Genomic DNA, 26,232 nt, shown 5'->3' with positions numbered 1-26,232 from the left:
AGCCCCTAACGCAGCGTCGCCGTGAAGCTGCGGCCGTAGGCGTGGTGCGTCGTGACGTCGATGCGGGTGCCGCCCGGGACGTGGGTGGTGCGGACGCCGTCGTCCGCCGAGACGGCGCGCAGGGCACGGCCGTGGAGGGTGACCCGGACCGTGCGACGTCCGGTCGTCGGGTCGGACACCGCGATCGAGCAGGTGCCGTCGGGGGACCGGCGGAGGACCACGGAGGCGGGACCGTCGACGGACAGGCGCTCGGCGTGGTGGACGCCCGCGGCGAAGGTGTTGACGGCGATCAGGCCCAGCCCGGTGTGCTTGACCGCCTGGACACGGACGGTGTTGACGAGGACGGACAGCGGCCCGCCGGCGTAGGACGCCAGCTGCCGTTCGGACGCGTTCGGGACGATCGCGTGGGCCATGGCCGTGGGAGCGGCGCCGGAGGGCAGCTCGTAGGAGACCGTGAAGACCTTCTTGGTGACGGCGGTGTCCGGGTTGGACAGACGGACACCGCGCAGGCTGCGGGTGACCGTGTCGAGGGCGACGGTCGGCCGGGGCCCGGACAGGAAGACGTATCCGACCGCGGTCCCCTGCCCGGCGTCGGCGTACCGCAGCCAGGCCGGCGGCGTGGTGCCGGCGTCCTGCCACGGCGTCCCGTCGTGGAGTTCACCGGTGACGGTGACCGGGGCGGTGGGGGGAGCGATCCGGCTGTCGACCGTGGTGGTCACGGCGCGGCCCGCTCCGCCTGTGACACCGGCCGAGAGGACGACGATCTCGTCGTCGAGCATGAACCACGATCTGGTGCCGCGGGCGCCCTGGTGGGCGACGAAGTCGTCGGGCAGCCGGCCCGCCTCCTTCGCGGCGTACGCGACGTCGTCGGACAGGACGAGAGCGGCGGAGCCGTACGCGCCGAGGCGGGCGCCGCCGGAGTGCGGGTGGCTGCCGCGCGGGAAGTAGACGTAGGTGTTCTGGGACTCGGAGGACGAGGTGAAACCGCGCCCTGGATTGTCGTACCAGAGCGTTCCGTACAGCTCCGGCACGGTGCGGCGGTCCTCCACCGGGGCGGTGACGCCCGCCAGGCGGTACGGGGAGACGGTGGTGAAGTAGTCCACCCCGAACGCCTGCCGCTGGTCCTGGCCGGACAGATAGAGGTAGTGGGCGCCGTCCCCCTGGAACCAGGGCATCAGGTTCTCGCCGCTCATGTACTCGTACTTGCTGATCCGGTCCGAGCTGCGGGCCAGGGCGAAGGCGTAGCCGGGGCGGCGGTGGACGGTCCTGTCCATGGCGTTGAACGCGGCGTGCGAGGCGGCCGGCCCCAGGTCCTTCGCGGGGGCCGGGGAGTTCAGGATGCCGGCGTAGCGGGCGATGCTGACGGGGGAGACGAAGGTGACCGGGTCGAGGCTCGCCCTGGAGGTCTGCCGGACGTACTTGACGTAGCCCTCGAGCGCCTGGGCGTCGTCGCCGGTGGCGTACCCGGCGAGGTCGACGACGGCCTCCACGACGGCGGCGACGTCCGCGTAGCCCGTGCCGGTGCGTGAGACGGCGCGGCCCTTGACGATCTCCATCATCCAGCCCTCGAAGATCACCGGGGCGAAGCCTTCCGCGACCCAGCCCTGCACGACGCCGACCAGGCTCTCGGACGGCACGTAGGCCGTCCCGTCGAGGATCTTGACGCTCTGGACGATGCGGGTGAGCAGGCCCTTGCCGTAGGAGCCGGTGTAGGCGACGGACGCGTGCTGGACGAAGGACCCGTCGGCGTAGAAGCCGTCGGTGACACCGTGCCGCAGGTCGTACGGGTCGATCCGCGCGAAGACGGTGAGCTGGTCGGCGACGGCCTTGCTGACGCGGGCGTCGTCGCCGAGGACCGCTCCCTGCAGGATCCGGTTGGTCGTGATGTCGGCGAGGTTGGCCCCGGTGTGGAAGCGCGAGTCGAGGTCGACGTCGCCGTCCTTGCCGTTGCGCAGGTACGCGTCCATGGAGGCGATGTACGTCGCGGCGAGATCCGGCCGGTACGCCGCGAGCTCGTCCCCGAGGAGGACGAGGGTCTTGGTCGCGTGGGCGGGGATCCCGATCTCCCAGTTGAACCAGTTGCCGTAGTAGCCCTTCGACTGGTCGCCGTAGTACTCGTCGTGGAGACGGACCAGGCCGTCGGCGACCCTGCGCCGGACCGCGCTGCCGTCGGGCAGGCCCGAGGCGCCCGGGGTGCGGGTGGCGAGGGCGATCTCGTACAGGTACTGGAACGTCCTGCTCAGGTTGGGATCGCTGGTCCCGAGCGGGACCCCCGCGAAGAGCTCGCCCGGTCCGGCGTCGTCCATGGCGGCGAGCCGGGACCGGGCCGTCGAGGCGATGGCGGCGACTTTCGGGGCGACCTCGGGCCGGGCGTTGGCCTCTTCCGTGCCGGCGAAGACCGCCACCGTGTTGCGGAGCAGCAGGGCGTGATCGGCGGCCTGCCCGGAGGAGGGGAGGGCTCGGGGCGCGGCTCGGGCGCGCAGGGGCTGTGCCACGGCAAGCAGCGTTGCCGCCGGGATCACGGACAGCACGGAACGACGCGAGAACTCCACCTGAACGCTCCAAGGTTCGGCCGGAAAGCGCTTGCCCGACGACAAAACAACGCCGTCCCACCGCTGTCAACGGGCGGGACGCGGGTACGGGCCCCGTTGTCGGTGGGGTCGGCTAACGTCGGGCAGATGACGATCCCGGCCGACAACCACCATGTGATCCAGGTGCGCGGCGCGCGCGAGAACAACCTGGCAGATGTTTCGCTCGACATACCCAAGCGGCGCCTCACCGTCTTCACCGGTGTGTCCGGCTCGGGGAAGTCGTCCCTCGTCTTCGGGACGATCGCCGCCGAGTCCCAGCGGCTCATCAACGAGACGTACACCGCCTTCATCCAGTCGTTCATGCCGAGCCTCGGCCGGCCCGACGTGGACGCCCTGCACAATCTGAGCGCCGCGATCGTGGTCGACCAGGAGCGGATGGGAGCCAACTCCCGTTCCACCGTGGGCACCGCCACCGACGCGTACACCATGCTGCGGATCGTCTTCTCCCGGCTGGGCACGCCGCACATCGGCACCTCCGGAGCCTTCAGCTTCAACCTCCCCGAAGGCATGTGTCCCCGCTGCGAAGGCGTCGGCCAGGTGTCGGACATCGACATCGACCAACTGGTCGACCGGGACAAGTCGCTGAACGAGGGCGCGATCACCGTGCCGAACTTCGCCGTGGACTCGTGGTACTGGCAGATCATGGCCAACTCCGGTTTCTACGACCCGGACAAGAAGCTCAGGGACTTCACCGAGCAGGAGTGGGCCGACTTCCTCCACAAGCCGCAGGTCAAGGTGAAGGTCGGCAGCAACAACTTCACCTACGAGGGCCTGCTGCTGAAGGTCCAGCGGACGATGCTGACCAAGGACCGGGACGCGATGCAGTCCCACATCCGGGCCTTCGTCGACCGGGCCGTGGTCTTCAGGGAATGCCCCGACTGCGGGGGCACCCGACTGACGGCCGCCGCCCTGTCCTCGAAGATCGACGGGGTGAACATCGCGGAGTGCTCCGCGATGCAGATCAGCGATCTCGCGAAGTTCGTGCGCCGGATCGACGATCCGGGCGTGGCCCCGCTGCTCGCCGGTCTGCGGGACCTGCTCGACTCGCTGGTGGAGATCGGCCTCGGCTATCTCAGCCTCGACCGGCCCGCAGGCACGCTGTCCGGCGGTGAGGCGCAGCGCGTGAAGATGGTGCGGCACCTCGGATCCAGTCTCACCGACGTGACCTACGTCTTCGACGAGCCGACCGTCGGTCTGCACCCGCACGACATCCGGCGGATGAACGACCTGCTGCTGCGGCTGCGCGACAAGGGGAACACGGTGCTCGTCGTCGAGCACAAGCCCGAGGTCATCGAGATCGCCGACCATGTCGTCGACCTGGGTCCCGGGGCCGGCACGGAGGGCGGGCGGATCTGCTTCAGCGGAGATGTGCCCGGCCTGCGTGCCTCCGGGACGCTGACCGGGCGGCACCTGGAGCACCGGGCCGGACTGCGGGAGCAGGTGCGTGAGCCGCGGGGGCAGCTGTCCATCAAGGGCGCCGACCTGCACAACCTGCGGGATGTGAGCGTCGACATACCGCTCGGCGTCCTGACGGTGGTCACCGGCGTCGCCGGCTCGGGCAAGAGCTCGCTGATCCACGGCAGTCTGCCCGCCCGCGAGGGAGTGATGGTCGCCGATCAGTCGCCGATCCGCGGTTCGCGCCGCTCGAACCCGGCGACGTACACCGGTCTGCTCAACCCGATCCGTACGGCCTTCGCCAAGGCCAACGGCGTCAAGGCGGCCCTGTTCAGCGCCAATTCGGAGGGCGCCTGCCCCAAGTGCAACGGCCTGGGGCTCGTCTACACCGACCTCGCCATGATGGCCGGGGTGGCGTCGGTGTGCGAGGAGTGCGAGGGCAGGAGGTTCACGCCCGAGGTGCTCACCTACACGCTGCGCGGCAAGAACATCAGCGAGGTGCTGGGGATGTCGGTGGCCGAGGCCCACGACTTCTTCACCTCCGGGCAGGCACACACCATCCTCGGCCGCCTGCGGGACGTCGGGCTCGGCTACCTGCGGCTCGGACAGCCGCTCAACACCCTCTCCGGCGGTGAGCGGCAGCGCATCAAGCTGGCCATCCACATGGCGGAGAAGGCGGCGACCTACGTGCTGGACGAGCCGACCACCGGCCTGCACATGGCCGACGTGGACCAGCTGCTGGCGCTGCTCGACCGGCTGGTGGACGCCGGCAACACCGTGATCGTCATCGAGCACCACCAGGCGGTGATGGCGCACGCGGACTGGATCATCGACCTCGGACCCGGCGCCGGACACGACGGCGGCCGCATCGTCTTCGAGGGGACGCCGAAGGACCTGGTCGCCCACGGGGACACCCTCACCGCGCACCACCTCCGGGAGTACGTCGGGGCCTGACACCGCCCGGGTGCGAGATTCTCCGAAGAAGGTTGAAACATTTCCGGGACGCTGCCGCGTCAATGAGGTGAAGGGGTCGCCGGCGCACCACGGGGGAGAGTGAGCAGGGGATGAGAGCGTCCCGCGCGGAGGAGTACAGAGAGTTCGCGACGAACCGCGCCGCGCACCTCTACCGCTCCGCCTGCCTCCTCACCAGTGGGGACACCCACCTCGCGGAGGATCTGGTGCAGGAGACGCTCGGACGGATGTACGTGCTGTGGGGGCGGGTCTCCCGGATCGAGAATCCGGCGGGGTACGCACAGACCGTCCTCGTCCGCTCGTTCCTGACTCACCGGCGCCGGCGGTCCGCTTCCGAACGACCTGTCGGCGAACTGCCCGACTCCGCCCTGCTCCGCACCGACGACCCCGAGCTGCGCCTCGCGCTCCTCGGTGCGCTCGGCCGGCTCTCACCGAAGGACCGGGCGGTGGTGGTGCTGCGGTACTGGGAGGACCGCAGCATCGAGGAGACCGCCGACGCGATGAACGTCAGTTCCGCCGCGGTGCGCAGCAGAGCGGTGCGGGCGCTCGGCAAGCTCCGTGAGCAACTCGGCGGAAGCCTGGTCGAGTTCGCCGCCCGCTGAGCGCGGCGCCCCGACGGCGGGCCGTTCCTGCGGGACGCCCCGCGAGCCCAACTACTTCATTTCGTGTGTTGCGACCAGAGAGTGTGGTTCCCCATGCCTTTCGAGGACGAACTCGGAGATGCGATCCGCCGTACCGCTGACACCTTCCGGCCCTCCGACCGGCCGGGTCTGGTGGACGGCGGCCTGACCCGCGGCCGCCGCCGGCTGGCCCGCCGACGAGCCGCCGCCGTGGCCGGCAGTGTCCTGGCACTCGCCGTGGTCGGGGTCGCCGGCGGGTACACGACCGGCGCGCTCGGCCCGGGCGACGGCCGGACATCGGCCGCGTTGCCGGCCACGCCCAGCGCCGCCGAAGGGCCGGCCACGCCCAGCGCCCCGGGCCCGTCCGCGGCGGGCGGGGTCACCAAGGAGAAGATGCTCGCGGCCTTCAAGGCCCTCCTGCCCGAGGGGAAGATCACCCAGGAGGACGGCCGCGGCATCACCGAGGACCCGAAGGGCGGGAAGACCGGCCCGTACGCCTCCCTCGTCTTCGACGACGGTCAAGGAGCGGCGGCGATCAGCCTCGGCGTGAGTACCGTCGACCCGGCCGGACAGAGCGCGGAGCAGTTGGTCACCTGCCCGTCCAAGGCGCTGGTGCAGCACGACACATGCAGGGCCGAGACGCTCCCCGGCGGCTCCCGCTTCATGCTGGTCCAGGGCTACGAGTATCCCGACCGGCGCGTGGACACCCGCATGTGGCGGGCGGTCCTGATCACGCCCGAGGGCGTACAGGTCGACGCGAGCGAATGGAACGCGCCCGCCGAGAAGGACGCACCGGTCAGCAGGCCGGCGCCGCCCCTGACGGGGCCGCAGATGAAGGCGCTCGTCACGGACGAGGTGTGGAAGTCGATCGGCGCGCAGCTGGGCGAGCCCCGTAAGGAGACACGGCCGCCCGGCCGGACCGGTGCTTCGGTGGACAAGATCCTCATGTCCCTGCTCCCCAAGGGGCTGAAGGTCCTCGACAAGCAGGGCGACCCCGGTTACGGCTTCGTCGTCGCCGACGACGGCAAGGGCGCCGGCTTCATCCAGGTCAACGCGCAGACCGGCATGCAGGACCTCGCGTCGGAACTCTTCGCCGGCGACGTCACCACCCTGCCGGACGGCACCAAGGTCCTGGTGAAGAAGGAGAACGACCCCGACCAGAAGGGCGGCGCGGGGGCGGTCGGCTGGACGGTCGACACGCTGCGTCCCGACGGCTTCCGGGTCGTGATGATGGCCTTCAACGCGCCGGGTCAGGGCCAGGACGCTGGCCGGGCCGAGCCGGTGCTGACCATCGAGCAGATGAAGACCATCGTCCTCGACAAGAAGTGGCGTACGGCGGCCGGATGACCCCCGGCGGAGCCGAGCGGCGGCGCGGCGGAGGCACTGCGGCGCCGACCGCAGCCGTGTACGCGCCGCGCTGAGCCCCGAAGCCGAGGCACGTGTGCCGGGCTCCGGCGTCGCGGTCTCCCCGGTGGCTCCGCGGAGCGGCGGAGGCTGTCGGGCGCCGACCTGCGCAGCCGTGTCCGCACCCCTGTGCGCCCGCAGCTGGAGACCTCCGGGCGCGTCGGGCTCCGGCTGCGGACCTCCCCGGCGGGGCCGAGCCGCGGCCGAGAGAGTCGCCCCGGAGCTGAGCCACGAAGCCGGGTCTCCACCGGCCGCCGGGTTCCGAAGCCGGGTCTGCGCCGGTCGTTGGGCCGCCGAGCCGAGCCGGGCCTGCACCTGGGCCGGGTTCCGAAGCCGGGTCTGCGCCGGTCGTTGGGCCGCCGGGCCGAGCTTGCACCTGGGCCGGGTTCCGAAGCCGAGCCGGCACGTGGGCCGGGCTGGATACCGAGCCGGCAGGCGGGCCGGGCTCCGGTGTCGGGTCTCCTCGGCGCCGGGGTCCGGAGCCGAGCCCGCGCGTGTCACTTCGCGTCCGAGTAGCGCTCCACCACCGCGATCGTGAAGGGGAACCGCACCGGCGTCTCGCCGAAGGCGATCCGCCCGGCCAGCTCACCGGCCGAGCGGATCGCCTCCGCCACGTCGCGGGCCTCCTCCGCCGGGCAGTGCACGATGACCTCGTCGTGCTGGAAGAACACCAGCTCCGCCCGCATTCCCGCGGTCGCCTGCCGCAGCGCCGCCAGCATCAGCAGCGCCCAGTCCGCGGCGCTGCCCTGCACCACGAAGTTCCGGGTGAAACGACCCCGTGCCCTGGCGTTGGTGGACGCGTAGCCGGGCGTGAACTCGCCGTCGGCGGGGGCCGCCTCGACCGGTTCCTGGGGGATGCCCGCCTCGTCGTCGTCGCCCGCGCCGGCCGCGCGGGGACTGGTACGCCCCAGCCACGTCCGTACCAGCCGGCCCTCCTCGCCGGCCTTCGCCGCATCGTCCACATAGGCCACCGCCCTCGGGAACCTGCGCCGGAGCGCCGCCAGGTTCTTCAGGCCGTCGCCCGACGTCTGGCCGTAGATCGCGCCGAGCAGCGCGATCTTGGCGTGGTCGCGGTCACCGGAGAACGCCCGGTCGGACAGCGACGTGTAGAGGTCGCCGTCGTGCCCCGCGACCTCCATCAGGCCGGGGTCGCGCGAGATCGCGGCGAGCACCCGTGGCTCCATCTGGTCGGCGTCGGCGACCACGAGACGCCAGCCGTCGTCCGCGACGACGGCCCGCCGGATCACCTTCGGTATCTGCAGTGCCCCGCCACCATTGGTCGTCCAGCGGCCGGAGACGCTGCCGCCGGGCAGGTACCCGGGCCGGAAACGGCCGTCCCGCACCCAGTCCTGGAGCCAGCTCCAGCCGTGTGCCGTCCAGATGCGGTACAGCTTCTTGTACTCGATCAACGGCTTCACGGCCGGATGGTCGATCTCCTCCAGCTCCCATCGCCGGGTCGAGCGCACCTTGATGCCGGCCTGCGCGAACGCCCGCACCACGTCGGCCGGCAGGTCCGGCCGGACCCGCCGGCCGAAGGCGGCCGACACCTCGTCCGCGAGCTCCGCCAGACGTCTCGGCTCGCCACCGCCCGCGTACCGCTCGCCGAGCAGCTCGTGCAGCACCGCGCGGTGCACATCGGCGCGCCACGGGAGCCCCGCCCGGTTCATCTCCGTGGCCACCAGCATGCCCGCGGACTCCGCGGCAGTGAGCAGCCGCATCCGGCCGGGGTGCTCGGCCGCCAGATGTCGTCGCTGCTGGTCGGCGTAGACCTCGAGCAGCGCCTCCAGGGGCACGGCGACGGGCTGCGGCTCGAACAGTGAGGACTGGGAGCCCGGCTCGGCCGCCCGGGCCGGCGGATCGGGCGGCACGGGAGCGTTGCGCAGCCGCGCCCAGGCGGCGGCCGCCGAACGTGGTTCGCCGAGCCGCCCCTCATGGCCGAGCAGCAGCAGCTCGGCGCCCTCGATGTCGTAGCACCGCTCGACCCGGACACCGGCAGCCAGCAGCCGTGGGTAGATCCCGGCCGTGGACCGCCACACCCACCGGTCCGCCTCTGGGCGGGAGCGGACCGCCTCGACCAGGTCGGGCTCCTCCACCACGGGCCCGGCGGGCAGGCCGTCGGGACGGAGGGGGACGAGCCTGGCCCCGTCCCCCTCCGTCGCTGCCAGAGCCCACCGTTCGCCCATGGTTTCGAGTGTGGCAGCCGGGTACGACAACGGCCGGTCGACGGGCCCGTCGGCCGGCCGGGCAGCGACGCGGGACGTGTGTCCCGCGCGGCAGTCGTCGCGTGCGCGCGGGGCTCAGTCCGTCAGGGCGCGGACGACGCGGGCGGGGTTGCCGACGGCGAGCACCCCGGCCGGCAGGTCCCTGGTGACCACGGAACCCGCGCCGACGACGGTGTTCTCCCCGATGGTGACGCCGGGGCAGACGATCACCCCGCCGCCGAGCCATACGTTGTCGCCGATCGTGATGGGGACCGCCTTCTCCCAGCCCGCGCGGCGCCGCTCCGTGTCCATCTCATGGGCCGGGGTGAGGAGTTGCACGTTCGGCCCGATCTGCACGTCGGCGCCGACGGTGATGGGCGCAGCGTCGAGGAAGACGGCGTTGAAGTTGACGAACGCGCGGTCCCCGATGCTGATGTGGCGCCCGTAGTCGCAGTGGAACGGCGGCCGGATGCGTACGTCCTGGCCCAGCGAGCCGAGCAGTTCGCGGAGTATCGCCGTCCGCTCGTCGGGCGCGGCGCCGCCGTTCCCGTTGTAGGCGGCGCAGAGTTCTGTACGGCGCAGGGTGTCCGCGCCCAACTCCTCGTCGTCCGGGAGGTACCACTCGCCTGCCAGCATCCGGTCCTTGTTCACACCCACTGATCGAATCCTTCCTCTGCACCGGCTCTCCGTAGGATCGATCCTGCTACGCCGCCCGGACAGCGGTGGCGGGTTCATGGACGGACAGGGTGGGGATCCTTCGGTGCGGAATGTGATGCGGGGACGTGTGCGCGGCGCGGCTCTCGGGGCTGTGGCGGCGGCATTGGTGGCGGGTGTGGCGAGCGGCTGCTCGGCGACGGCCGGCACGGACGAGAAGGCGGGCGGTCCCGCGAGCCGGCAGGACGCGAAGCAGGACACGAAGAAGGACGGGACCGACCAGCAGGACGAGGCGGCCGACGGGCCGGCCGCGGCGGGTTCGGTCGGCGCCCCCGGCTCCGCCTGCCCGATGCCCGTCACCTTCTCGCTCGCCGCGGACTGGAAGCCCGAGCGTGTCGAGAGTGACAAGGACGGCGAGTTCGCCGCGATCCTAGAACAGGGCCCGGTCACGCTGGTGTGCGAGATCGACGCCAAGCCCGCCGGGCACGTCGGCTTCATCCGGGTGTGGGCCGGCGCCGACGCGGGGGACGACACCCGCAAGGCGCTCCAGGCGTTCGTCGCCGAAGGGGCGAAGGAGCGGACGGACGAGGTGTACAAGGAGACCAAGGCGGGGGAGCTTGCCGCCACCGAGGTCACGTACATCAACAAGAACGAGTTCTTCGACGACCCGAAGAAGGAACGTGCCTTCGCCGTGGCCACGCCGAAGGGCCTGGTGGTCGTGGACCTCGGTGGACTCGACTCGCAGGAACACGAGCAGATGCTCCCCGCGTACGAACTGGCCAAGCGGACCCTGCGCGTCTCCTGACCGGCCCGGGTCGTCCCTGGAACGGACCGCGGGCGGGACGCCGGATCCTGGCGCCCCGCCCCCGGAGCCTTGCCGGCCGCGCTCCTCACGGGCCGCGCGCCCGTCACCCGCCCCCGTCCCTCACCTGGTCCTCGGGCAGCTGACCAGCGCCGCGAGGACCGCGACCGTCGCGCATGCCCCGAGCGCGGCCCCGGCCGTCCCCCACGGCACCACGACCGTCACGGGTGCCGACAGCGCGGCCAGCGCCGCCCCCAGCCCGCCCAGGTTCACCGCGGTGATCGCGGCCCCCAGTACGGCCCCGACGGCGACGGCGAGCAGGGCCTCGCCCGTGACCATCCGCAGCACCTGTGCGCGGGTCGCTCCCGCGAGGCGCAGCGAAGCGAGTTCCCCGGCGCGTGCCGAGGTGGCCATCAGCAGGGTGCCGGCGAGGGCGATCGCCGTGTAGACAAGGGCGATCCCGAGCACGACGAGCATGCCGAGGCGGGTCTGCGGGCTGGTGCGGGGGTGTGTCGCGGCGGCCCACTCGTCCACTTCGCGGACCGTTCCGCCGAAGGAGCTCCGCAGTTCGGTGGCGAGGGCGTCGAGCGTGGCGGGGGAGGCGCCGGGGGCGGCCCGTACGTCGACCCGGTCGACGGAGGCGGTCGGCGCGTTGGCGGCCGTGACGAAGGCGCCGTCGCCGCCGGTCCCGATCGCGAGTACGGCGGCGATGCGGAGCTCGGCCGGGCGGCCGTCGCCCAGCCACACGTCGCCGGTCCGCCCCACCTCCGGCCGCATCCACTCCTCGGTGACGACGATGGAACGGTCGTCCAGATCGCGCAGGTCGCCCGCCGTGACCGGCAGCCGCGCCAGCTTCGCGAACGCCGCAGGGTCGGTCACCGCACGCGCCTCGAACCCGACGAGTGCGGTGCCCTCCTCCCGTACGTACACGGCGGTGGACGCGGACGGTGAGACCGTCGCCTGCCTCGTCGCCGGCGTGACGGCGGTGGGCCGCGGCATGCGCAACCGTTCGCCGGTCACGACGAGTTGGGCCGTTGTCCGTTCCCGGGCGTCCGCCGCCCGGGCCGCCGTCACCGACTCCGCGGTGCCGGTCATCGAGCCCGCGAGAGCCACGGTGACGAGTACCGGTGCGGCGACGGCGGCCGTGCGGCGTACCGACGCGACGGTGTTCTCCCGTACGAGCATCCCCACCGCGCCGGGCAGGGGCAGCAGCCTCGCGGTGCGCCGCACGAGCAGCGGAGCCAGCAGGGCCACAGCGGTGATCAGGATCATCGGCCGGGTCAGGTACGTCTTGCGTTTCAGCAGGTCGGCCGGGTCCGTGGCGAGGCCCCAGCCCAGCAGCGCGACACCGGCCACCGCGAGGACGATGCCGGCCAGCAGCCTGCCGCGCGGCAGCACGCCCGTGTCCACGTCCGCCTCGCGCAGCGCCTCCGCCGGACCGATGCGCCCTGCCCGGCGCGATGCCGCCCACACCCCGGTCAGGGCGACCAGCAGCCCCGTCCAGAAGGCCACGTGGAAGGGCCAGTTCACGTCCTCGCGGATCGCGAACCACTCGGGAGCCACCTGCCCTTCGACGAGGGCCCGGGCCAGCCGCGGCGCACCCCACGCGCCGAGCGCACAGCCCGCTGCCGAGGCGAGCGCGCCCACGACCAGCGATTCGGTGAGCAGCAGCCGGCGGATCTGACCGGGTGTCGCCCCTGCCGTCCGCAGCAGCCCGAACTCACGCCGCCGCAGGGCCACCGCGAAGGCGAACGTCGAGGCGACCACGAAGACGGAGACGAAGGCGGACACGCCGCCGGCCGTGCCGAGCAGCGAGTTCACCGAGACGAGGGCCTGGGCGTCGCGTTCGGTCCCGGGATCCGCCCGCCGCCGTTCGTCCCCGGTGAGAACCTGCGCCCGGTCGCCCACCACTTCTGTGACCCTGTCCGCGGGGGCGTCGACGCCGACCGCGTCGGTGCCGCCGTCGCGGGTCACCCGGCCGAGCCGGGCCAGTTCCCGGACCAGTCCGCTGTCCACAGGGTGTGGATGGGCGAGCGGCTTCGACACCTTCTCGGTCCCCGGCCCCCGGCGGACCTCCACGGTCAGCCTGTCCTGCCCCATGACGACCACGGGGGAGGAGGCGAACCGCTCCGGTGGCCGCCGGGGCGCCTCAAGGGTGGAGGCCAGGCCGAGGCCCATCGTCGCGATCAGTCCGACGCCCAGTGCCAGTGCGACGAAACCGGCGGTGAACGTGGACCGGCGTGCCCGCAGCGAGGCGAGGGCGACGGTCAGCACGGGACCGCCTCCAGTCCCGCGAGACGGGCGGCGACCTGCTCGGCGCCGGGCGCCGTCAGCTCTCCCGCGACCCGCCCGTCCACCAGGAGGACGGCCCGGTCGGCGAAGGACGCGGCCACCGGATCGTGGGTGACCATCACGATCGTCTGACCTTCGCGGTCCACCAGCCCACGGAGGAGTGCGAGCACTTCCCTGCTGGTGACGGTGTCGAGCGCGCCGGTCGGTTCGTCCGCGAACAGCACGGCCGGCCGGGTGATCAGAGCGCGGGCGAGAGCGACCCGCTGCTGCTGTCCGCCCGACATCCGGCCGGGCCGGTGCCCCGCCCTCCCCTCGAGTCCCACCTCGGCCAGCGCCCGGCGCACATCGGCGCGGGACGGCCGCCGCCCGGCCAGCCGCAGCGGCAGGGCGACGTTCTGGGCCGCGGTCAGCGACGGGACGAGGTTGTAGGCCTGGAAGACGAAACCGATCCGGTCGCGCCGCAGCAGCGTCAGCCGCCGTTCGCTCAGCCCTTCGAGCCGGACACCGTCGATCTCCACGGTCCCCGAGGTGGGCCGGTCGAGCCCGGCGGCGCACTGGAGCAGGGTGGACTTGCCCGATCCGGAGGGCCCCATGACGGCGGTGAAGGACCCTCGGGGGAATTCCAGGTCGACCCCGTCGAGTGCGGTGACGTCACGGTGGACGCGGCGGAGCCCGGTGAGCCGTACGGCTGTTGTGGTCATGCCGCCAGGCTTCCGTCTTCCGGCGCCGTGATCACGACCACTGGGGGGTGTTCCCGGGGTATGGCCCGCCCTACCCCGAGAACACCCCGCGGGACCGGCCGCCCTGTCCGTGGGACCATCCGAAGTATGAGTACGGTCGAGAAGGCGCTGGCGGCGGCGCTGTACGGGGAGGGCGACGAGGCGCTCGACACCGGTGCGTCCCTGCTCGCCGCCGACCCCTCCGCCGACGCCGAGCTGCGTCTGCGCGGCGAGGAGTTCGTACGGCGGGCGTGGGAGCGCGGCTGGCAGCCGGCCGACGTCGTGCGTCTGGTCCGACGGGACCTCGACGACACGCACGAACTGCTGGCGGCGGGGCTGATCACGGCGGAGACCAAGCGCTACGGCCGACGGCTCGCACCCCGCTTCCGTGCCCAGCTCGACGAACTGGCCGGTCTGCAACCGCCCAGGTCCGACCGTTTCTCTCACGCCACGGCCCTGCTGGAGCTGTACCGGCTGCTCTCCCGTCTCCCGGCGATCGAACCGGTCGGCCCCGTCCCGGGCGAGTCACTGGCTTCGGTGCAGGCGTCACCGCACGAGCCGCGGATGCTCGGGCGGATCCGCGCGCTGCTGGCGAAGGCGGAGGCCACCGGCTACCCGGAGGAGGCGGAGGCCCTCACCGCCAAGGCGCAGGAACTGATGGCCAGGCACAGCGTCGACGAGGCCCTGCTGGCCGCCCGTACGCACAGCCCGGACGTCCCGTCCGCGTGCCGGATCGGCGTGGACGCCCCGTACGAGACGGCGAAGGCGGTCCTGCTCGACGCGGTGGCCGCCGCGAACCGCTGCCGAGCGGTGTGGAACAGCGCGTTCGCCTTCTCCACCGTCGTCGGCTTCGAGAGCGACCTCGAGTCGGTCGAGCTGCTCCACACCTCCCTGCTCGTCCAGGGTGCGACGGCGCTCACCAAGGCGGAGTCCGCGCAGCGCGCGGGCGGCCGCCGACGGACCAAGACCTTCCGCCAGTCGTTCTGGACCGCGTACGCGAGCCGCCTCGGCGAACATCTGACCGCTGTCGCCGACGACGTGGTCACCCCCGACCTGCTGCCGGTCCTCGCGTCGCGGGACGTCGCCGTGGCCTCGCACACCGACCGGATGTTCCCCGAGACGACGACCACCCGGGTCCGCGGCGCGACCGACCCCGACGGCTGGCAGGACGGCCGCGCGGCGGCGGACCGCGCGGAACGCCGCGGCCCGTCCCCGTCGTCGGGCCACATCACACGCGGCCGCCGCCACTAGCCGACGTGCACCTCCGCGCGGCCGGCACGCCTCGCCGTCCTGCGCGCTCCCGTCTTGCCGTCCTGCGGCACCCTCCGGCTTGGTCCCGCCGCGCCGTCCTGCGCGGTGCGGCCTTCGCGCCGCTGCCACGCCTCGGCAGCCGCCGGCGCGGTGCGACTGCGTGCACTGCCACGCTCGTCGTCCGGCCCGGTGCGGCCGCCACGCCTGCCGCCCCGGCTCTGGTTGCGTCCCCCCGTCCTGCGCGGTGCGCCTCCGCGGCCGCTGTCACGCCCGGCAGCAGCCTGCGCGGTGCGGCTGTGTGAAGCCGCCACGTCTTGCCGCTCGGCGCGCGGCCGGCACGCCTCGCCGCCCTGCCGCCCCGGCTCTGGTCGCGCCGCGCCATCCTGCGCGGTGCGGCCCCGCGCCGCTGCCGCGCCCGGCAGTGACCGGTGCCGTGCGGCTGCGTGCGCTGCCACGCTCGCTGTCCGGCGCCGCTGCCACGCCTCGGCAGCCGCCGGGGTGGTGCGGCTGTGTGAAGCCGCCACGTCTTGCCGCTCGGCGCGGTGCGGCCGGTGCGTCCCTCCGCCCAGGCACTGATCCCGCCGCGCCATCCTGCGCGGTGCCCCGCGCCGCTGCCACGCCCGGCAGTGACCGGTGCCGTGCGGCTGCGTGCACTGCCAGGCTCGATGTCCGGCGCCGCTGCCGCGCCTCGGCAGCCGCCGGGGTGGTGCGGCTGCGTGAAGCCGCCAGGTCTCGCCGTCCGGCCCGGCGCGGCTGCCACGCTCTAAGCCGCCACGTCTCGCCGCTCGGCGCGGTGCGGCTTCACGGAGCCGCCACGCCTCGGCACCCGCCGGCCCGCTGCGCCTCCGTGAAGCCGCCACGCCCCGGCGGCCGCCGGCGCCGTCCGCCTCCGCGCCGACGCCGTGTCGCCCACGTAGGGCCCGGCAGCGACCGCCGGCCAGCGTGCTCCGCCCCGAGGTGGGGCGAAATGCCGGGAAAGGTAGTTACGCTCGGCCCATGAGCTGGCTCCGGGCGTTGAAGGAGACCGCCCTTTCCGGGCTGAAGGTCGAGCGGAAACGGCTGGAACCCCTCATCGCCGTCCGGGGCGCCGCCGGCCTCGCACTCGTCTTCGGCGCGGCACTGGCGCTCTTCGGGCCCGCCGTCGCCGTGAGTTCCGCCTTCGGCGCGTTCCAGGCCGCCATCGCCACGTTCCAGCGCAGTTGGCGACCCCGGCCGGTCCTCGCGCTGCTCTCGGGAGCGACGCTCGCCGTCTCCACCTTCCTCGGCTACCTCACCGGCGCCCATGTCTTCCTCTTCATGGCCCTGCTGGCGCTGTGGACGTTCGTCGGCGGCCTCCTGTGGGCGGTCGGGCCGACCGCCGGGATCATGGCGTCTTCCAACATCGCCATCATGCTGGTGACCGTCACGCTGCCCACATCGGTGGCCGCCGCCGCGGGCCATGCCGCCATGATCGCCGTCGGCGGGGTCGTACAGGCCCTGCTCGTCGTCCTGTTCCCCGTGCGCCGCTGGGGCGCACAGCGCGACGCGCTCGCCGACGCGCTCGCGGCGGAGGCCGACTACGCGCGCAGGCTCCGCGAGGACCCGACCGCGTCCTTCGACCCGGCCCCGCTGATGCACGCCCGCAGTGCCGCCGCCGTCACCCCCCGGCAGGCCAGACGCAGGCCGGCGGAGCTGCACGGCACCCGCGGTGTCGCCGAACGCATCAGGCCCGTGCTCGCCTCACTGGCCGACCCGGCCGTCGGCGTCCCCCCGACGGGCCCGGCCCGTGACCGGGTGCGCGAACTCCTCCACGCCGCAGGGACGGTGCTCGACGCCGCCGCGCGCGCCGTCCGCCACGGGGAGGCCGTCCAGGTGCCGCCGGCCGCGGCTGCCGCCCTGCGCACGCCCGACACCGGCGCCGTCCTCTCAGGGCCGCCCCGCCGGGCGGCCCTGCGGCTGATCGCACTGCTCGACGAGGTCGTCGGCACGGCGCGCGGCGCGGGCGCCGCCGAGTCCGACCACCGCACACGGCACGGGCTGGTGCGGCTGGTCCCCGGCGCGCTGCGGGCGATGCGCGACGAGGTGCGCCCCGACTCGCCGGTGCTGCGGCACGCGGTCCGCTCGTCTGTGGTCGTGGCCGCCGGCTATCTGCTGGGCACCGCGCTCCCGTTGGGCCACGGCTACTGGGCGCCCCTGACGGCGGTCATGGTCATGCGCCCCGACTTCTCGCAGACCTACGGCCGTTCCGTCGCCCGCTTCTGCGGCACCCTCGTCGGTGTGGGCGTGGCGACGGCGGTGGTGCAGACGGCCCGGCCCGGCACCTATGTCAGCGCGTGCATCGCCGTCCTGTGCGCCTTCGGGATGTACCTCGTCATGCGCACCGGATACGCGGTCGCCAGCGTCTTCATCTCCGCCTACGTGGTCTTCCTGCTCGGCACCGGCGGTGAGGACTGGGCCCAGACGGTTCCCCAGCGGGTGCTGCTCACCTTCCTCGGCGGGCTGCTGGCGATGCTCGCCTACGCCCTCTACCCGGCCTGGGAGACCCCGCGACTGCACCACCGTCTCGCCGACTGGCTGCTCGCGAACGGCCGTTACGCCGCCGCAGTCCTCGACCGCTACGCCGATCCCGCCGAAGCCCCGGACACCGCCGGGACGCCGGGGTCCGTGGACGTCCGGCGGACGCTGCTCGACTCGCGGGACGCCCGGATCGCCTGGCGGGACGCGCTGACCAAGGCCAAGCACGAGCCGGTGCGCTCCCGGGTGCTGTCACGGAGCACGGCGGAGGACGCGGGCCGGGCGCTCGCCCAGGCGGGCAGGGTCGCGATGCTCATCGAGGCGCACCTGCCCGAGTACCGCGGTGGTCAGGGGGCCGAGCCGGTGCCGGCCGCCGCCGCGCTGGCCGAGGTGCTGCGCCACGCCGTCGAGGAGGGCGCGGAGGCGGTACGCGAGAACCGGGTGCCGGACTGGGGGGCGGTGCACGAAGTCGTGGACCTCTGGGGCACGAAGGAGGCCTCCGACGCGGTCCTGCGGGGAGGCGCCGTCCAACTCCTCGCCGCGCTGGACGACCTGGCGGAGGCGATGGCGGCGAGGCGGGACGACGACGGGCCGCGGGCCCACGAGGGGCCCGCGGCCCGGTGAGGGGCGAGGCGACGTGCGGCGCGGCTCACCGCCGCCGGTCCGGCCGGCGGCTCACCGCAGCCGTCACGCCGTCACGTCACGGGGCCGGGACGTTTGTCGGCATCCCGGTCGGCAGACCGTCGGGCAGGGCGCCCGCCTCGCTCTTCTTGAGCGTGTCCTTCTTGCCGGCGTCCCACGAGATGACCAGCGTCGTCCCGTCGTTGGACTCGATCGAGCCCATGGTGCGGTCCGTGTTCCCGTCCGCGCACTTCAGCGCGAGCATCTGCTTGCCCGTGTCCTGCACCTCGCCGGTGCAGGCGTGCCCGTCGGCGACGATCGCGGCGTTCGAGCCCTGGACGGACAGCGCGACCGGCTTCCCGTCGCTGAGACCGGTCCAGGTGCCCTCGATGTCACGGGGCCTGCCCTCGCCGCCGCCGCTGCTGTCGCCGCCGGCATCCGTGGGCGAGGCCGTGGCCTTGTCCTTGCCGGCGTCGTCGCTTTCGCCACTGCCGCATCCGGTCAGCGCGAGGGCCGCGACGAGGCCCGCCGCGACGGCCGATGTACGTACGAGGTTGAGCACTGATCCGTCCCCCTGATCGATAGCAAGACGGCGCCAAGCTACCAGGAGGACTTGCGTACTCCGGGAAGGAAGCCGGCGTGCGCCTGCTCACGCATCCGCACCCTGGAGAGCCCGAACTTCCGCAGGTGGCCGCGGGGCCGGCCGTCCACCCCGTCCCTGTTGCGGACGCGCGTCGGGCTGGCGTCGCGCGGCTGACGTCGCAACTCCGCCTGTGCGGCGCGCCGGTCGGCCTCGCTCGTGTCCGGCCTGCGGATGATCTCCTTCAACTCCGCCCGCCGCGCGGCATAGCGCTCGACGACCGCCTTGCGGTGCTCGTTGCGTGCGACCTTGCTCCTCTTCGCCATCAGATCTTCACTCCCCGGGCGCGGATCCGGGCGACGGCGGCCTCGACGCCGATGACGTCGACGGTCTTGACCGCCCGGGCGCTGAGCGTGAGGCGGACATGGCGGCCCTCGCCGGGGAGCCAGTAGCGCTTGCGCTGGATGTTCGGGTCGAAGCGGCGGGACGTGCGCCGGTGCGAGTGGGAGATCCGGTTGCCGAAGCCGGGCTGTGCCCCGGTCAGCATGCAGTGCGCGGACATGGTGATGCACCTCTCGTGAGAGCTCGTTTGGTAATGGAAATCATTTCCATATACTAGCCCCATGGCTCGCAACGACATCCGCCCGGTCATCAAGCTCCGCTCCACCGCGGGCACCGGCTACACCTACGTCACCCGCAAGAACCGCCGTAACGACCCCGACCGGCTGACCCTTCGCAAGTACGACCCGGTCGCCGGCCGCCACGTCGACTTCCGAGAGGAGCGCTGACATGAAGCCCGGTATCCACCCGCCGTACGCGCCCGTGGTCTTCCGCGACAAGGCCGCCGGCTTCGCCTTCCTGACCCGGTCGACGGCCACCAGCGACAGGACCGTCGACTGGGAGGACGGCAACACCTACCCGGTCATCGACGTGGAGATCTCCTCCGCGAGCCACCCCTTCTACACGGGGACGGCACGCGTGCTCGACACCGCCGGCCGCGTCGAGCGCTTCGAGCGCCGGTACGGAGGCCGACGGTGACGCTGCCCGTCGCACTCGTCGGCGGGCTCCACTCCGACGCCCGCCGGGCCACCGTGGAACGGCTGCTCGCCGCGGTGCCCGGCAGCGTCGCCCTCCACCACGACCTCTCGACCGCCGGGCGGGGCACGGTCCTCAGGACCGTCCGCGACGCGCGGGGTGTCCGGGACACCGGCGAGACGCCGCTCGTCAACGACTGTGCCTGCTGCGCTCTGCGTGAGGACCTGGTGCCCGAACTGGCGCGGCTCGCCACGGACGGCGCCACCGGCCTCGCGATCGTCGAGCTGTGGGACTCGGTCGAGCCCAAGGCCATGGCCGAGGTGATCGCCGCGCACGGCGGCGAAGGCCTCGCCCTGACCTCGGTGATGACCGCCGTGGACCCCGCACTTCTGCTGCCGTATCTCGCCAACGGCGACGACCTCGCCGACGCGGGCCTCGCCGCCGCGGCCACGGACCGGCGCACGATCGCGGACACCTGGGCGCGTCAGCTGGAGTACCCGCCGGTCCTCGCCCTCGTCGACAGCGACGACGCGGACGACGAGGACCGCGCGCTGCTCACGCAGCTGCACCCGACGGCCCGCCGGATCGCGGTGGACGGCGAGGAGCTGGTCGCCGCGGCCGTCGCCGGGTTCGACGTGGAGGCGGCCGCCGCCGCGCAGCATCCGGCCTGCGCCCTGCTGCCGCAGGAGGCCGACGACTGCGGCGTCGCCACCTATGTGTGGCACCACTGCCGGCCCTTCCATCCCGAACGCCTCTACCAGGCGCTGGAGGACCTGACCTGCGCTGCGGCCCGCAGCCGCGGCCGGTTCTGGCTCGCCGACCGGCCCGACACCCTGCTGGCCTGGGACGCGGCCGGTGGCGCGCTCTGCGTCGAGAGCGCGGGGCCCTGGCTCGCCTCGCTGCCCGACGCCGCCTGGGAGATGGTCCCGCCGGTGCGCCGGGCGGCCGCCGCGCTGGACTGGCACCCCGAGCACGGCGACCGCTGCCAGCACCTGGTGTTCACCTCGCCGGGGCTCGACCGCGACGGACTCGAGCAGCTGCTCGAGTCGTGCCTGCTGACCGACGCCGAGTACGCCGCGGGCCGCGAGGCCTGGAAGCGGCTGCCGCCCGCCTTCGACTCCCTCCTGGAGGTCTGACATGTCACCCCGCCGCAAGGACCCGCGCACCCCGCTCAAGTCCCGCCCCAATCCGCTGGACCGGGCCCGCATCACCTACATCGACTACAAGGACACCGATCTGCTGCGGAAGTTCATCTCCGACCGGGGGAAGATCCGCAGTCGCCGGGTGACCCGGGTGAGTGCCCAGCAGCAGCGGCAACTGGCCCGCGCCATCAAGAACGCGAGGGAGATGGCGCTGCTGCCCTACACCTCCGGCTCGGCCGGCTGAACGGGCGGGGCCCGCCGTACGTAGTCCCGAAGGGGAGCCGGAACCGGGTCGCGAAGGATGGCACCGATCGGCGGCGGCAGACGTCTTCATGGGTGAGGGCGCCGCTGCTGTAACCGCGGGAACACCCCGCGTGCACGTGCATCTGCCCGTGCATCCGGCCCATGCATCTGCATGTGAACACAGCTATGATCCCGGATAGTTGACACTTGCACCTTGCACCCCGGGAGCGACTTGTGCACCAGGTCTACAACGGCATGGCGGCGACGGAGCTTCGCGGGGTCGTCTGGCAGAAGAGCCGGCACAGCAATTCGCAGGGTTCGTGCGTGGAGCTGGCCAGGCTGCCGGACGGCGACGTGGCGATGCGCAATTCGCGGCACCCCGACGGGCCCGCGCTCGTCTACACGCCCGCCGAGATAGAAGCGCTGCTTCTGGGCGTCAAGGACGGGGAGTTCGATCACCTGATCGCGGGGGCGTGACGCCCGGCCGCACGGACGCGCTTCGGAACGAGGCGCGCGACCGGCGCCGGGCGTGGCGCCGGACGAGAGGCCCTAGTTCAGACGGAACAGTGCCCAGACGACCTTGCCGCGGAGCGACCCGGCGAGCGGGTGCCAGCCCCAGCCGTCGCTGAAGGAGTCGACCAGGAACAGTCCGCGGCCGGACTCGGCGGCGAAGTCCTCCTCGGACTGCCGCGACCGGGGGCCGTCGTGGCTGGGGTCGCGCACCGCGCACACCAGTCGGCCGGTCCACCGCATCAGGTGCAGCCGGACCGGAGCCTCTTTCGCGGGCTCGTGCGGGGCGCCGTCGGAGGGCAGGGCGTGCCGCAGGGCGTTGGTCACGAGCTCGGACACGACCAGGGCGACATCGTCGAAGCGTTCGTCGAGCTGCCACTGGCCCAGTGTGTTCTTGGTGAACAGGCGGGCGCCGCGCACCGCTTCGAAGCGGGCGGGCAGGGCACACGAGGCGGAACTCGAGACGGCCGCGGGGTCGAAGGGGGGAAGGCCCTGCCGTAACGGCTCGAGCATGGTGGATCCATTCGGTCCCATGCGAGGCACTCCCGGGAATCGCGGCTGTGACGCTACAACACGAACGAGCACGCAGGTGCGCGAGGACCATGGTTCCGAATGCGTAGGGCAGATGCAAGGGCAGATGCACGTGCACGCGCCGGACCTGTCCGCCCCCGTGCCGTTTCTTGCTCATTTCTTCCACCAATATCTTGCGCGCTCTGCCTGACGCCTTCTCATTTCAGTAATCGAATGAGTACGGGCTGAAGCGTTTTGGTGGCAGAATCCGGCTCTTGGGGTTCGGGGGGACCCTCCGGAAGCATCGGTGTCGAGCGAACAGAGCGTGCACAGCAAGGATGGGGAGGGTCGAAGCCGTGGCAGCAGGCGAGTCAGCGTGGTCGTGGGAACAGTCCCGTGCCGAGGGCCCGGGCGGAGGTTCGGTGGTGCGGCGCATCCTGCTGGGCTCGCAGCTCAGAAGGCTCAGGGAATCGCGTGGCATCACGCGAGAGGCGGCCGGCTACTCGATCCGCGCGTCCGAATCCAAGATCAGCCGTATGGAGTTGGGCCGGGTGAGCTTCAAGGCGCGCGACGTGGAGGACCTGCTGACGCTCTACGGCGTCGCCGACGACAGCGAACGCGACGCGCTGCTCGGACTCGCCAAGGAGGCCAACGTCGCCGGCTGGTGGCACAGCTTCGGTGACGTACTGCCCGGCTGGTTCCAGACATACATCGGGCTCGAGGGCGCCGCCTCGCTGATCCGTATCTACGAGGTGCAGTTCGTGCACGGGCTGCTGCAGACGGAGGCGTACGCTCACGCCGTCGTCACCCGCGGCATGCCGGACGCGCCCCGCGCCGAGATCGATCGCCGGGTCGCGCTGCGCCTGGAGCGCCAGAAGACCCTCGTCTCCGAGCGCGCCCCGCACCTGCACGCCGTGCTGGACGAGGCCGCCCTGCGCCGCCCGTACGGTGACCGGGCGGTGATGCAGGCCCAGCTGCGCCATCTGATCGAGGTCTCGGAGCACCCGAACATCACGCTCCAGGTGGTGCCCTTCAGTTTCGGCGGCCACGCGGGCGAGAGCGGCGCGTTCACCATGCTGCGCTTCCCGGAGTCGGACCTCTCCGACATCGTCTACCTCGAGCAGCTGACCAGCGCGCTGTATCTGGACAAGCGCGAGGAGGTCGCCCAGTACGAGCGGGTGATGGAAAGGCTGACCGAGGACAGTCCTGATCCGGCCGAGACCCGGGACCTTCTTCGGGGTCTCCTCCAACTCATCTGAAACATAAGTACGATGACGCCACATCAGACGTCCGTGCCCATGCCTCTGGAGTAAGGGATCACATGTCCTTCTTCACCGATCTGGCCCAGCAGTACATAGACGGCGAGTGGAGGCCGGGCACCGGCTCCTGGGACATCATCGACTTCAATCCGTACGACGACGAGAAGCTCGCCTCCATCCCCGTGGCCACGGCCGACGAGGTGGACCAGGCCTACCGGGCGGCGGAGCGCGCGCAGCGGGAGTGGGCGGACACCAACCCGTACGCCCGACGGACCGTCTTCGAGCGGGCCCTGCGGATCATCGAGGACCGCGAGCAGGAGATCACGGAGGCGATCGTCGCGGAGCTCGGCGGCACCCGCCTCAAGGCCGCGTTCGAGCTGCACCTCGCCAAGGAGTTCATGCGCGAGGCGGTGCACCTGGCGCTGCGGCCGGAGGGGCGCATCCTGCCCTCGCCGGTCGACGGCAAGGAGAACCGCGTCTACCGGGTGCCGGTCGGCGTGGTGGGCGTCATCAGCCCCTTCAACTTCCCCTTCCTGCTGTCGGTCAAGTCGGTCGCCCCGGCGCTGGCCCTCGGCAACGCCGTGGTCCTCAAGCCGCACCAGAACACCCCGATCTGCGGTGGCACGCTGGTGGCCAAGGTGTTCGAGGAGGCGGGGCTGCCCGCCGGTCTGCTGAACGTCGTGATCACCGACATAGCCGAGATAGGCGACGCGCTCATAGCGCACCCCGTTCCGAAGGTGATCTCCTTCACCGGCTCCGACAAGGTGGGCCGGCACGTCGCCACCGTCTGCGCGGCCAACTTCAAGCACGCCATTCTCGAACTCGGCGGCAACAGCGCGCTGATCGTGCTCGACGACGCCGACATCGACTACGCGGTGGACGCCGCGGTCTTCAGCCGGTACGTGCACCAGGGCCAGGTCTGCATGGCCGCCAACCGCATCCTGGTGGACCGTTCGGTCGAGAAGGAGTTCACCGAGAAGTTCGTCGCCAAGGTGCGGACCCTCAAGGTGGGCGACCCGGCGGACCCGGCGACCCACATCGGCCCCCTCATCAACTCCTCCCAGGCGGACGCGGTCACCGCGCTGGTCGAGCAGACCGTGGAGGCGGGCGCGACGGCGCTGCTGCACGGCGGCACGGAGGGCAACCTCGTCTCCCCCTCGGTGCTCACCGGCATTCCCGCCGACTCTCCGGTGCTGACACAGGAGATCTTCGGCCCGGTGGCACTGATCGTCCCCTTCGACGGCGAGGACGAGGCGGTCAGGATCGCCAACGACACGCCGTACGGCCTGAGCGGCGCCGTGCACACCGGTGACGTGGAGCGGGGTGTGCGGCTCGCCAAGCGGGTGGACACCGGGATGATCCACATCAATGACGGCACCGTGCACGACGAGCCGATCGTGCCCTTCGGCGGCGAGAAGCACTCCGGTCTCGGCAGGCTGAACGGCGACTCGATGCTGGACGCCTTCACCACCCAGAAGTGGATCTCGGTCCAGCACGGGCGCTCGCGCTTCCCGTTCTGACGAATCCTTCCCGGCGCCGGGCCCTTGCGGACAGAAGCTGACCGCAAGGGCCCGTAGCTTTTGAGGTGTCGGCAGGAGGGCGGACGGCCCCTCCTCCAGGATCCGGAAGGCGGACACACCATGGTCACCCACGTTCCCGCAGAGGCCCACGGTGACGAGCGCGGTGCGCTCCTGTCCTTCGTCGAGGCCCAGCGCGGCGCTCTCAGGCGCTCCGTCCTCGGGCTGACGGAGGAGCAGGCGGCGAGCCGGCCCAGCGCGAGCGAGCTGTCGCTGTCGGGGCTGCTCAAGCATGTGGCGGAGATGGAGCTGAACTGGCTGCGGATGGCGCAGCAGCGGCCGAACGAGAGGCAGCGCTCCGAGGAGACCTGGGGAGACAGCTTCCGCCTGGTCGGCGACGAGACCGTGCCGGGCGTGCTGGCCTTCTGGGACTCGGTCACGAAGGAGACGGAGGAGTTCATCCGCTCCGTGCCGAGCCTCGACGACACGTTCCCGCTGCCCCCGGCGCCCTGGTTCCCCAAGGACGGGCGGGTCTCGATGCGCTGGCTGATGATGCACCTGGTCGAGGAGATCGCCCGGCACGCGGGTCATGCGGACATCATCCGCGAGTCGCTGGACGGCAAGGGCGCCTTCGATCTGGTCGCGCTGGAGCAGGGAGGGGACTGGGGCGCGTGAAGATCGCTGCGTACCCTGGTCAAAGTTGATTAGGAGGTACGCGGATGTCAGCGATCCGGCTTCTCGTCCTGGGTGCCGTGCGCCAGCACGGACGGGCGCACGGCTACCAGGTCCGCAACGATCTCGAGTACTGGGGCGCCCACGAGTGGTCCAACGCCAAGCCGGGGTCGATCTATCACGCGCTGAAGCAGATGGCGAAGCAGGGGCTGTTGCACGCCCATGAGATCGCCCCGTCGACGGCGGGCGGCCCGCCGCGCACCGAGTACGAGATCACCGAGCGGGGCACCGAGGAGTTCTTCTCGCTCCTGCGCGAGTCCCTGACCGCGCACGACCAGAAGACGGACGTGCTCTCGGCCGCGATCGGGTTCATCGTCGACCTGCCGCGGGACGAGGCGGTGGCGCTGCTCACGGAGCGGGTGCGCGGTCTGGAGCAGTGGCGGGCTTCGGTGACGGAGTACTGGACGCCGGAAGAGGGTCCCCAGTCCCTGGGCCACATCGGCGAGATCATGAACATGTGGGTCTCGTCCGCCGACTTCGGCGCGGAGTGGACGCGCGGCCTGATCCGCCGGATCGAGGAGGGCGCCTACACCTTCGCGGGTGAGGGCGAGCCGTTCGTCGGGGTGCGGGCGGAGGGCGAGGAGAACCCTTACGCGACGGGCGAGCCGCATGAGGGCGATCTCAGCTAATCAAGTTTGACCAATCGATTTCAGGGGACTATCTTACGGCGGTGGTCAAATTTGACTACT

Annotated in this window: 24 protein-coding genes; 15 read left to right on the top strand and 9 right to left on the bottom strand. The window is 72.2% G+C overall.

Translation table 11 applies throughout. The features are described from left to right. Positions 1-5 precede the first annotated feature (5 nt). Complete coding sequence (locus SPRI_RS17025; protein ID WP_053557066.1) at positions 6-2,552, bottom strand: polysaccharide lyase family 8 super-sandwich domain-containing protein; 2,547 nt, start codon at positions 2,550-2,552, stop codon at positions 6-8. A 126-nt stretch (positions 2,553-2,678) separates the two neighbouring features. Here SPRI_RS17025 and SPRI_RS17020 point away from each other — a divergent pair, with 126 nt between their 5' ends. The 3 genes from SPRI_RS17020 to SPRI_RS17010 all read left to right on the top strand — a co-directional run bounded on the left by SPRI_RS17020 (position 2,679) and on the right by SPRI_RS17010 (position 6,925). Beyond that, positions 2,679-4,940, top strand: a complete 2,262-nt coding sequence (locus SPRI_RS17020; RefSeq protein ID WP_182327709.1) for an ATP-binding cassette domain-containing protein — start codon at positions 2,679-2,681, stop codon at positions 4,938-4,940. A 110-nt stretch (positions 4,941-5,050) separates the two neighbouring features. Further along, positions 5,051-5,560 (top strand): SigE family RNA polymerase sigma factor, encoded by a 510-nt coding sequence (locus SPRI_RS17015; RefSeq protein ID WP_005314241.1) that lies wholly within the window; start codon positions 5,051-5,053, stop codon positions 5,558-5,560. A gap of 93 nt (positions 5,561-5,653) precedes the next feature. After that, positions 5,654-6,925: a hypothetical protein gene (locus SPRI_RS17010; protein ID WP_053557065.1), complete on the top strand. Its 1,272-nt coding sequence runs from the start codon at positions 5,654-5,656 to the stop codon at positions 6,923-6,925. A 554-nt stretch (positions 6,926-7,479) separates the two neighbouring features. Here SPRI_RS17010 and SPRI_RS17005 read toward each other — a convergent pair. Together SPRI_RS17005 and SPRI_RS17000 are read right to left on the bottom strand one after the other, a co-directional pair. After that, positions 7,480-9,165: a bifunctional 3'-5' exonuclease/DNA polymerase gene (locus tag SPRI_RS17005; protein WP_053557064.1), complete on the bottom strand. Its 1,686-nt coding sequence runs from the start codon at positions 9,163-9,165 to the stop codon at positions 7,480-7,482. 114 nt (positions 9,166-9,279) lie between these two features. Further along, positions 9,280-9,840 carry a sugar O-acetyltransferase gene (locus tag SPRI_RS17000; RefSeq protein ID WP_005314235.1) on the bottom strand — a complete coding sequence of 187 codons (561 nt, stop codon included), beginning with the start codon at positions 9,838-9,840 and terminating at the stop codon, positions 9,280-9,282. Positions 9,841-9,916: 76 nt separating this feature from the next. Between SPRI_RS17000 and SPRI_RS16995 the strand changes: the two genes are divergently transcribed. Continuing rightward, the gene (locus tag SPRI_RS16995) at positions 9,917-10,642 is read left to right on the top strand and encodes a lipoprotein (protein ID WP_267879618.1); all 726 of its coding nucleotides are present in this window, start codon (positions 9,917-9,919) and stop codon (positions 10,640-10,642) included. A 120-nt stretch (positions 10,643-10,762) separates the two neighbouring features. Here SPRI_RS16995 and SPRI_RS16990 read toward each other — a convergent pair whose 3' ends face one another. Next, a complete protein-coding gene (locus SPRI_RS16990; protein ID WP_053557063.1) occupies positions 10,763-12,913 on the bottom strand; it encodes an FtsX-like permease family protein in 2,151 nt (716 codons plus the stop codon). Next, positions 12,907-13,632 (bottom strand): ABC transporter ATP-binding protein, encoded by a 726-nt coding sequence (locus SPRI_RS16985; protein WP_005314233.1) that lies wholly within the window; start codon positions 13,630-13,632, stop codon positions 12,907-12,909. Before SPRI_RS16985 ends, SPRI_RS16990 begins: the two co-directional genes overlap by 7 nt. Positions 13,633-13,758: 126 nt before the next feature. Here SPRI_RS16985 and SPRI_RS16980 point away from each other — a divergent pair, with 126 nt between their 5' ends. After that, positions 13,759-14,901 carry a DUF2786 domain-containing protein gene (locus tag SPRI_RS16980; protein WP_005314232.1) on the top strand — a complete coding sequence of 381 codons (1,143 nt, stop codon included), beginning with the start codon at positions 13,759-13,761 and terminating at the stop codon, positions 14,899-14,901. A 996-nt stretch (positions 14,902-15,897) separates the two neighbouring features. Beyond that, the gene (locus SPRI_RS16975; RefSeq protein ID WP_053557062.1) at positions 15,898-18,018 is read left to right on the top strand and encodes an FUSC family protein; all 2,121 of its coding nucleotides are present in this window, start codon (positions 15,898-15,900) and stop codon (positions 18,016-18,018) included. Positions 18,019-18,094: 76 nt separating this feature from the next. Here the strand turns inward: SPRI_RS16975 and SPRI_RS16970 are convergent, their stop codons facing one another. Genes SPRI_RS16970 through rpmB form a run of 3 tightly spaced genes read right to left on the bottom strand, consistent with a single transcriptional unit; the run spans position 18,095 to position 19,157 of the window. After that, positions 18,095-18,577 (bottom strand): hypothetical protein, encoded by a 483-nt coding sequence (locus SPRI_RS16970; RefSeq protein WP_037774084.1) that lies wholly within the window; start codon positions 18,575-18,577, stop codon positions 18,095-18,097. A gap of 38 nt (positions 18,578-18,615) precedes the next feature. After that, positions 18,616-18,921 (bottom strand): 30S ribosomal protein S14, encoded by a 306-nt coding sequence (gene rpsN / locus SPRI_RS16965; protein ID WP_005314226.1) that lies wholly within the window; start codon positions 18,919-18,921, stop codon positions 18,616-18,618. Further along, the gene (rpmB, locus tag SPRI_RS16960) at positions 18,921-19,157 is read right to left on the bottom strand and encodes a 50S ribosomal protein L28 (RefSeq protein WP_005314223.1); all 237 of its coding nucleotides are present in this window, start codon (positions 19,155-19,157) and stop codon (positions 18,921-18,923) included. The genes rpsN and rpmB overlap by 1 nt, the downstream gene beginning before the upstream one ends. A 61-nt stretch (positions 19,158-19,218) precedes the next feature. Between rpmB and rpmG the strand changes: the two genes are divergently transcribed. The 5 genes from rpmG to SPRI_RS16935 all read left to right on the top strand — a co-directional run bounded on the left by rpmG (position 19,219) and on the right by SPRI_RS16935 (position 21,492). After that, on the top strand, positions 19,219-19,383 hold the full coding sequence (gene rpmG / locus SPRI_RS16955) for a 50S ribosomal protein L33 (protein ID WP_005314221.1): 165 nt from the start codon (positions 19,219-19,221) through the stop codon (positions 19,381-19,383). A 1-nt stretch (position 19,384) separates the two neighbouring features. Then, positions 19,385-19,633: a type B 50S ribosomal protein L31 gene (locus SPRI_RS16950; RefSeq protein ID WP_005314219.1), complete on the top strand. Its 249-nt coding sequence runs from the start codon at positions 19,385-19,387 to the stop codon at positions 19,631-19,633. Continuing rightward, positions 19,630-20,766 carry a CobW family GTP-binding protein gene (locus SPRI_RS16945; protein WP_005314217.1) on the top strand — a complete coding sequence of 379 codons (1,137 nt, stop codon included), beginning with the start codon at positions 19,630-19,632 and terminating at the stop codon, positions 20,764-20,766. Before SPRI_RS16950 ends, SPRI_RS16945 begins: the two co-directional genes overlap by 4 nt. 1 nt (position 20,767) lies before the next feature. Continuing rightward, complete coding sequence (gene rpsR / locus SPRI_RS16940; RefSeq protein WP_005314216.1) at positions 20,768-21,016, top strand: 30S ribosomal protein S18; 249 nt, start codon at positions 20,768-20,770, stop codon at positions 21,014-21,016. 233 nt (positions 21,017-21,249) lie between these two features. Then, positions 21,250-21,492 carry a DUF397 domain-containing protein gene (locus tag SPRI_RS16935; RefSeq protein WP_005314214.1) on the top strand — a complete coding sequence of 81 codons (243 nt, stop codon included), beginning with the start codon at positions 21,250-21,252 and terminating at the stop codon, positions 21,490-21,492. Between the two features lie 72 nt (positions 21,493-21,564). On the opposite strand, the gene SPRI_RS16930 is transcribed toward SPRI_RS16935, so the two are convergent. After that, complete coding sequence (locus SPRI_RS16930; protein WP_037774082.1) at positions 21,565-22,059, bottom strand: ATP-binding protein; 495 nt, start codon at positions 22,057-22,059, stop codon at positions 21,565-21,567. 314 nt (positions 22,060-22,373) lie between these two features. On the opposite strand from SPRI_RS16930, the gene SPRI_RS16925 reads away from it, so the two are divergent. From SPRI_RS16925 to SPRI_RS16910, 4 genes are all read left to right on the top strand, one after another. After that, positions 22,374-23,294 (top strand): helix-turn-helix domain-containing protein, encoded by a 921-nt coding sequence (locus SPRI_RS16925; protein WP_078535285.1) that lies wholly within the window; start codon positions 22,374-22,376, stop codon positions 23,292-23,294. A gap of 62 nt (positions 23,295-23,356) precedes the next feature. Then, positions 23,357-24,814, top strand: coding sequence for an aldehyde dehydrogenase family protein (locus SPRI_RS16920; protein WP_005314204.1), 1,458 nt, complete (start codon positions 23,357-23,359; stop codon positions 24,812-24,814). A 120-nt stretch (positions 24,815-24,934) separates the two neighbouring features. Continuing rightward, positions 24,935-25,486, top strand: a complete 552-nt coding sequence (locus SPRI_RS16915) for a DinB family protein (RefSeq protein ID WP_005314202.1) — start codon at positions 24,935-24,937, stop codon at positions 25,484-25,486. Between the two features lie 44 nt (positions 25,487-25,530). Continuing rightward, a complete protein-coding gene (locus SPRI_RS16910; protein ID WP_005314201.1) occupies positions 25,531-26,172 on the top strand; it encodes a PadR family transcriptional regulator in 642 nt (213 codons plus the stop codon). The last annotated feature ends 60 nt before the right edge of the window (positions 26,173-26,232 follow it).

This window comes from Streptomyces pristinaespiralis (assembly GCF_001278075.1).
Classification (GTDB): domain Bacteria; phylum Actinomycetota; class Actinomycetes; order Streptomycetales; family Streptomycetaceae; genus Streptomyces; species Streptomyces pristinaespiralis.
The sequence above is the reverse complement of the archived record's forward strand: the minus strand, read 5'-3'. Positions and strand labels throughout refer to the sequence as shown.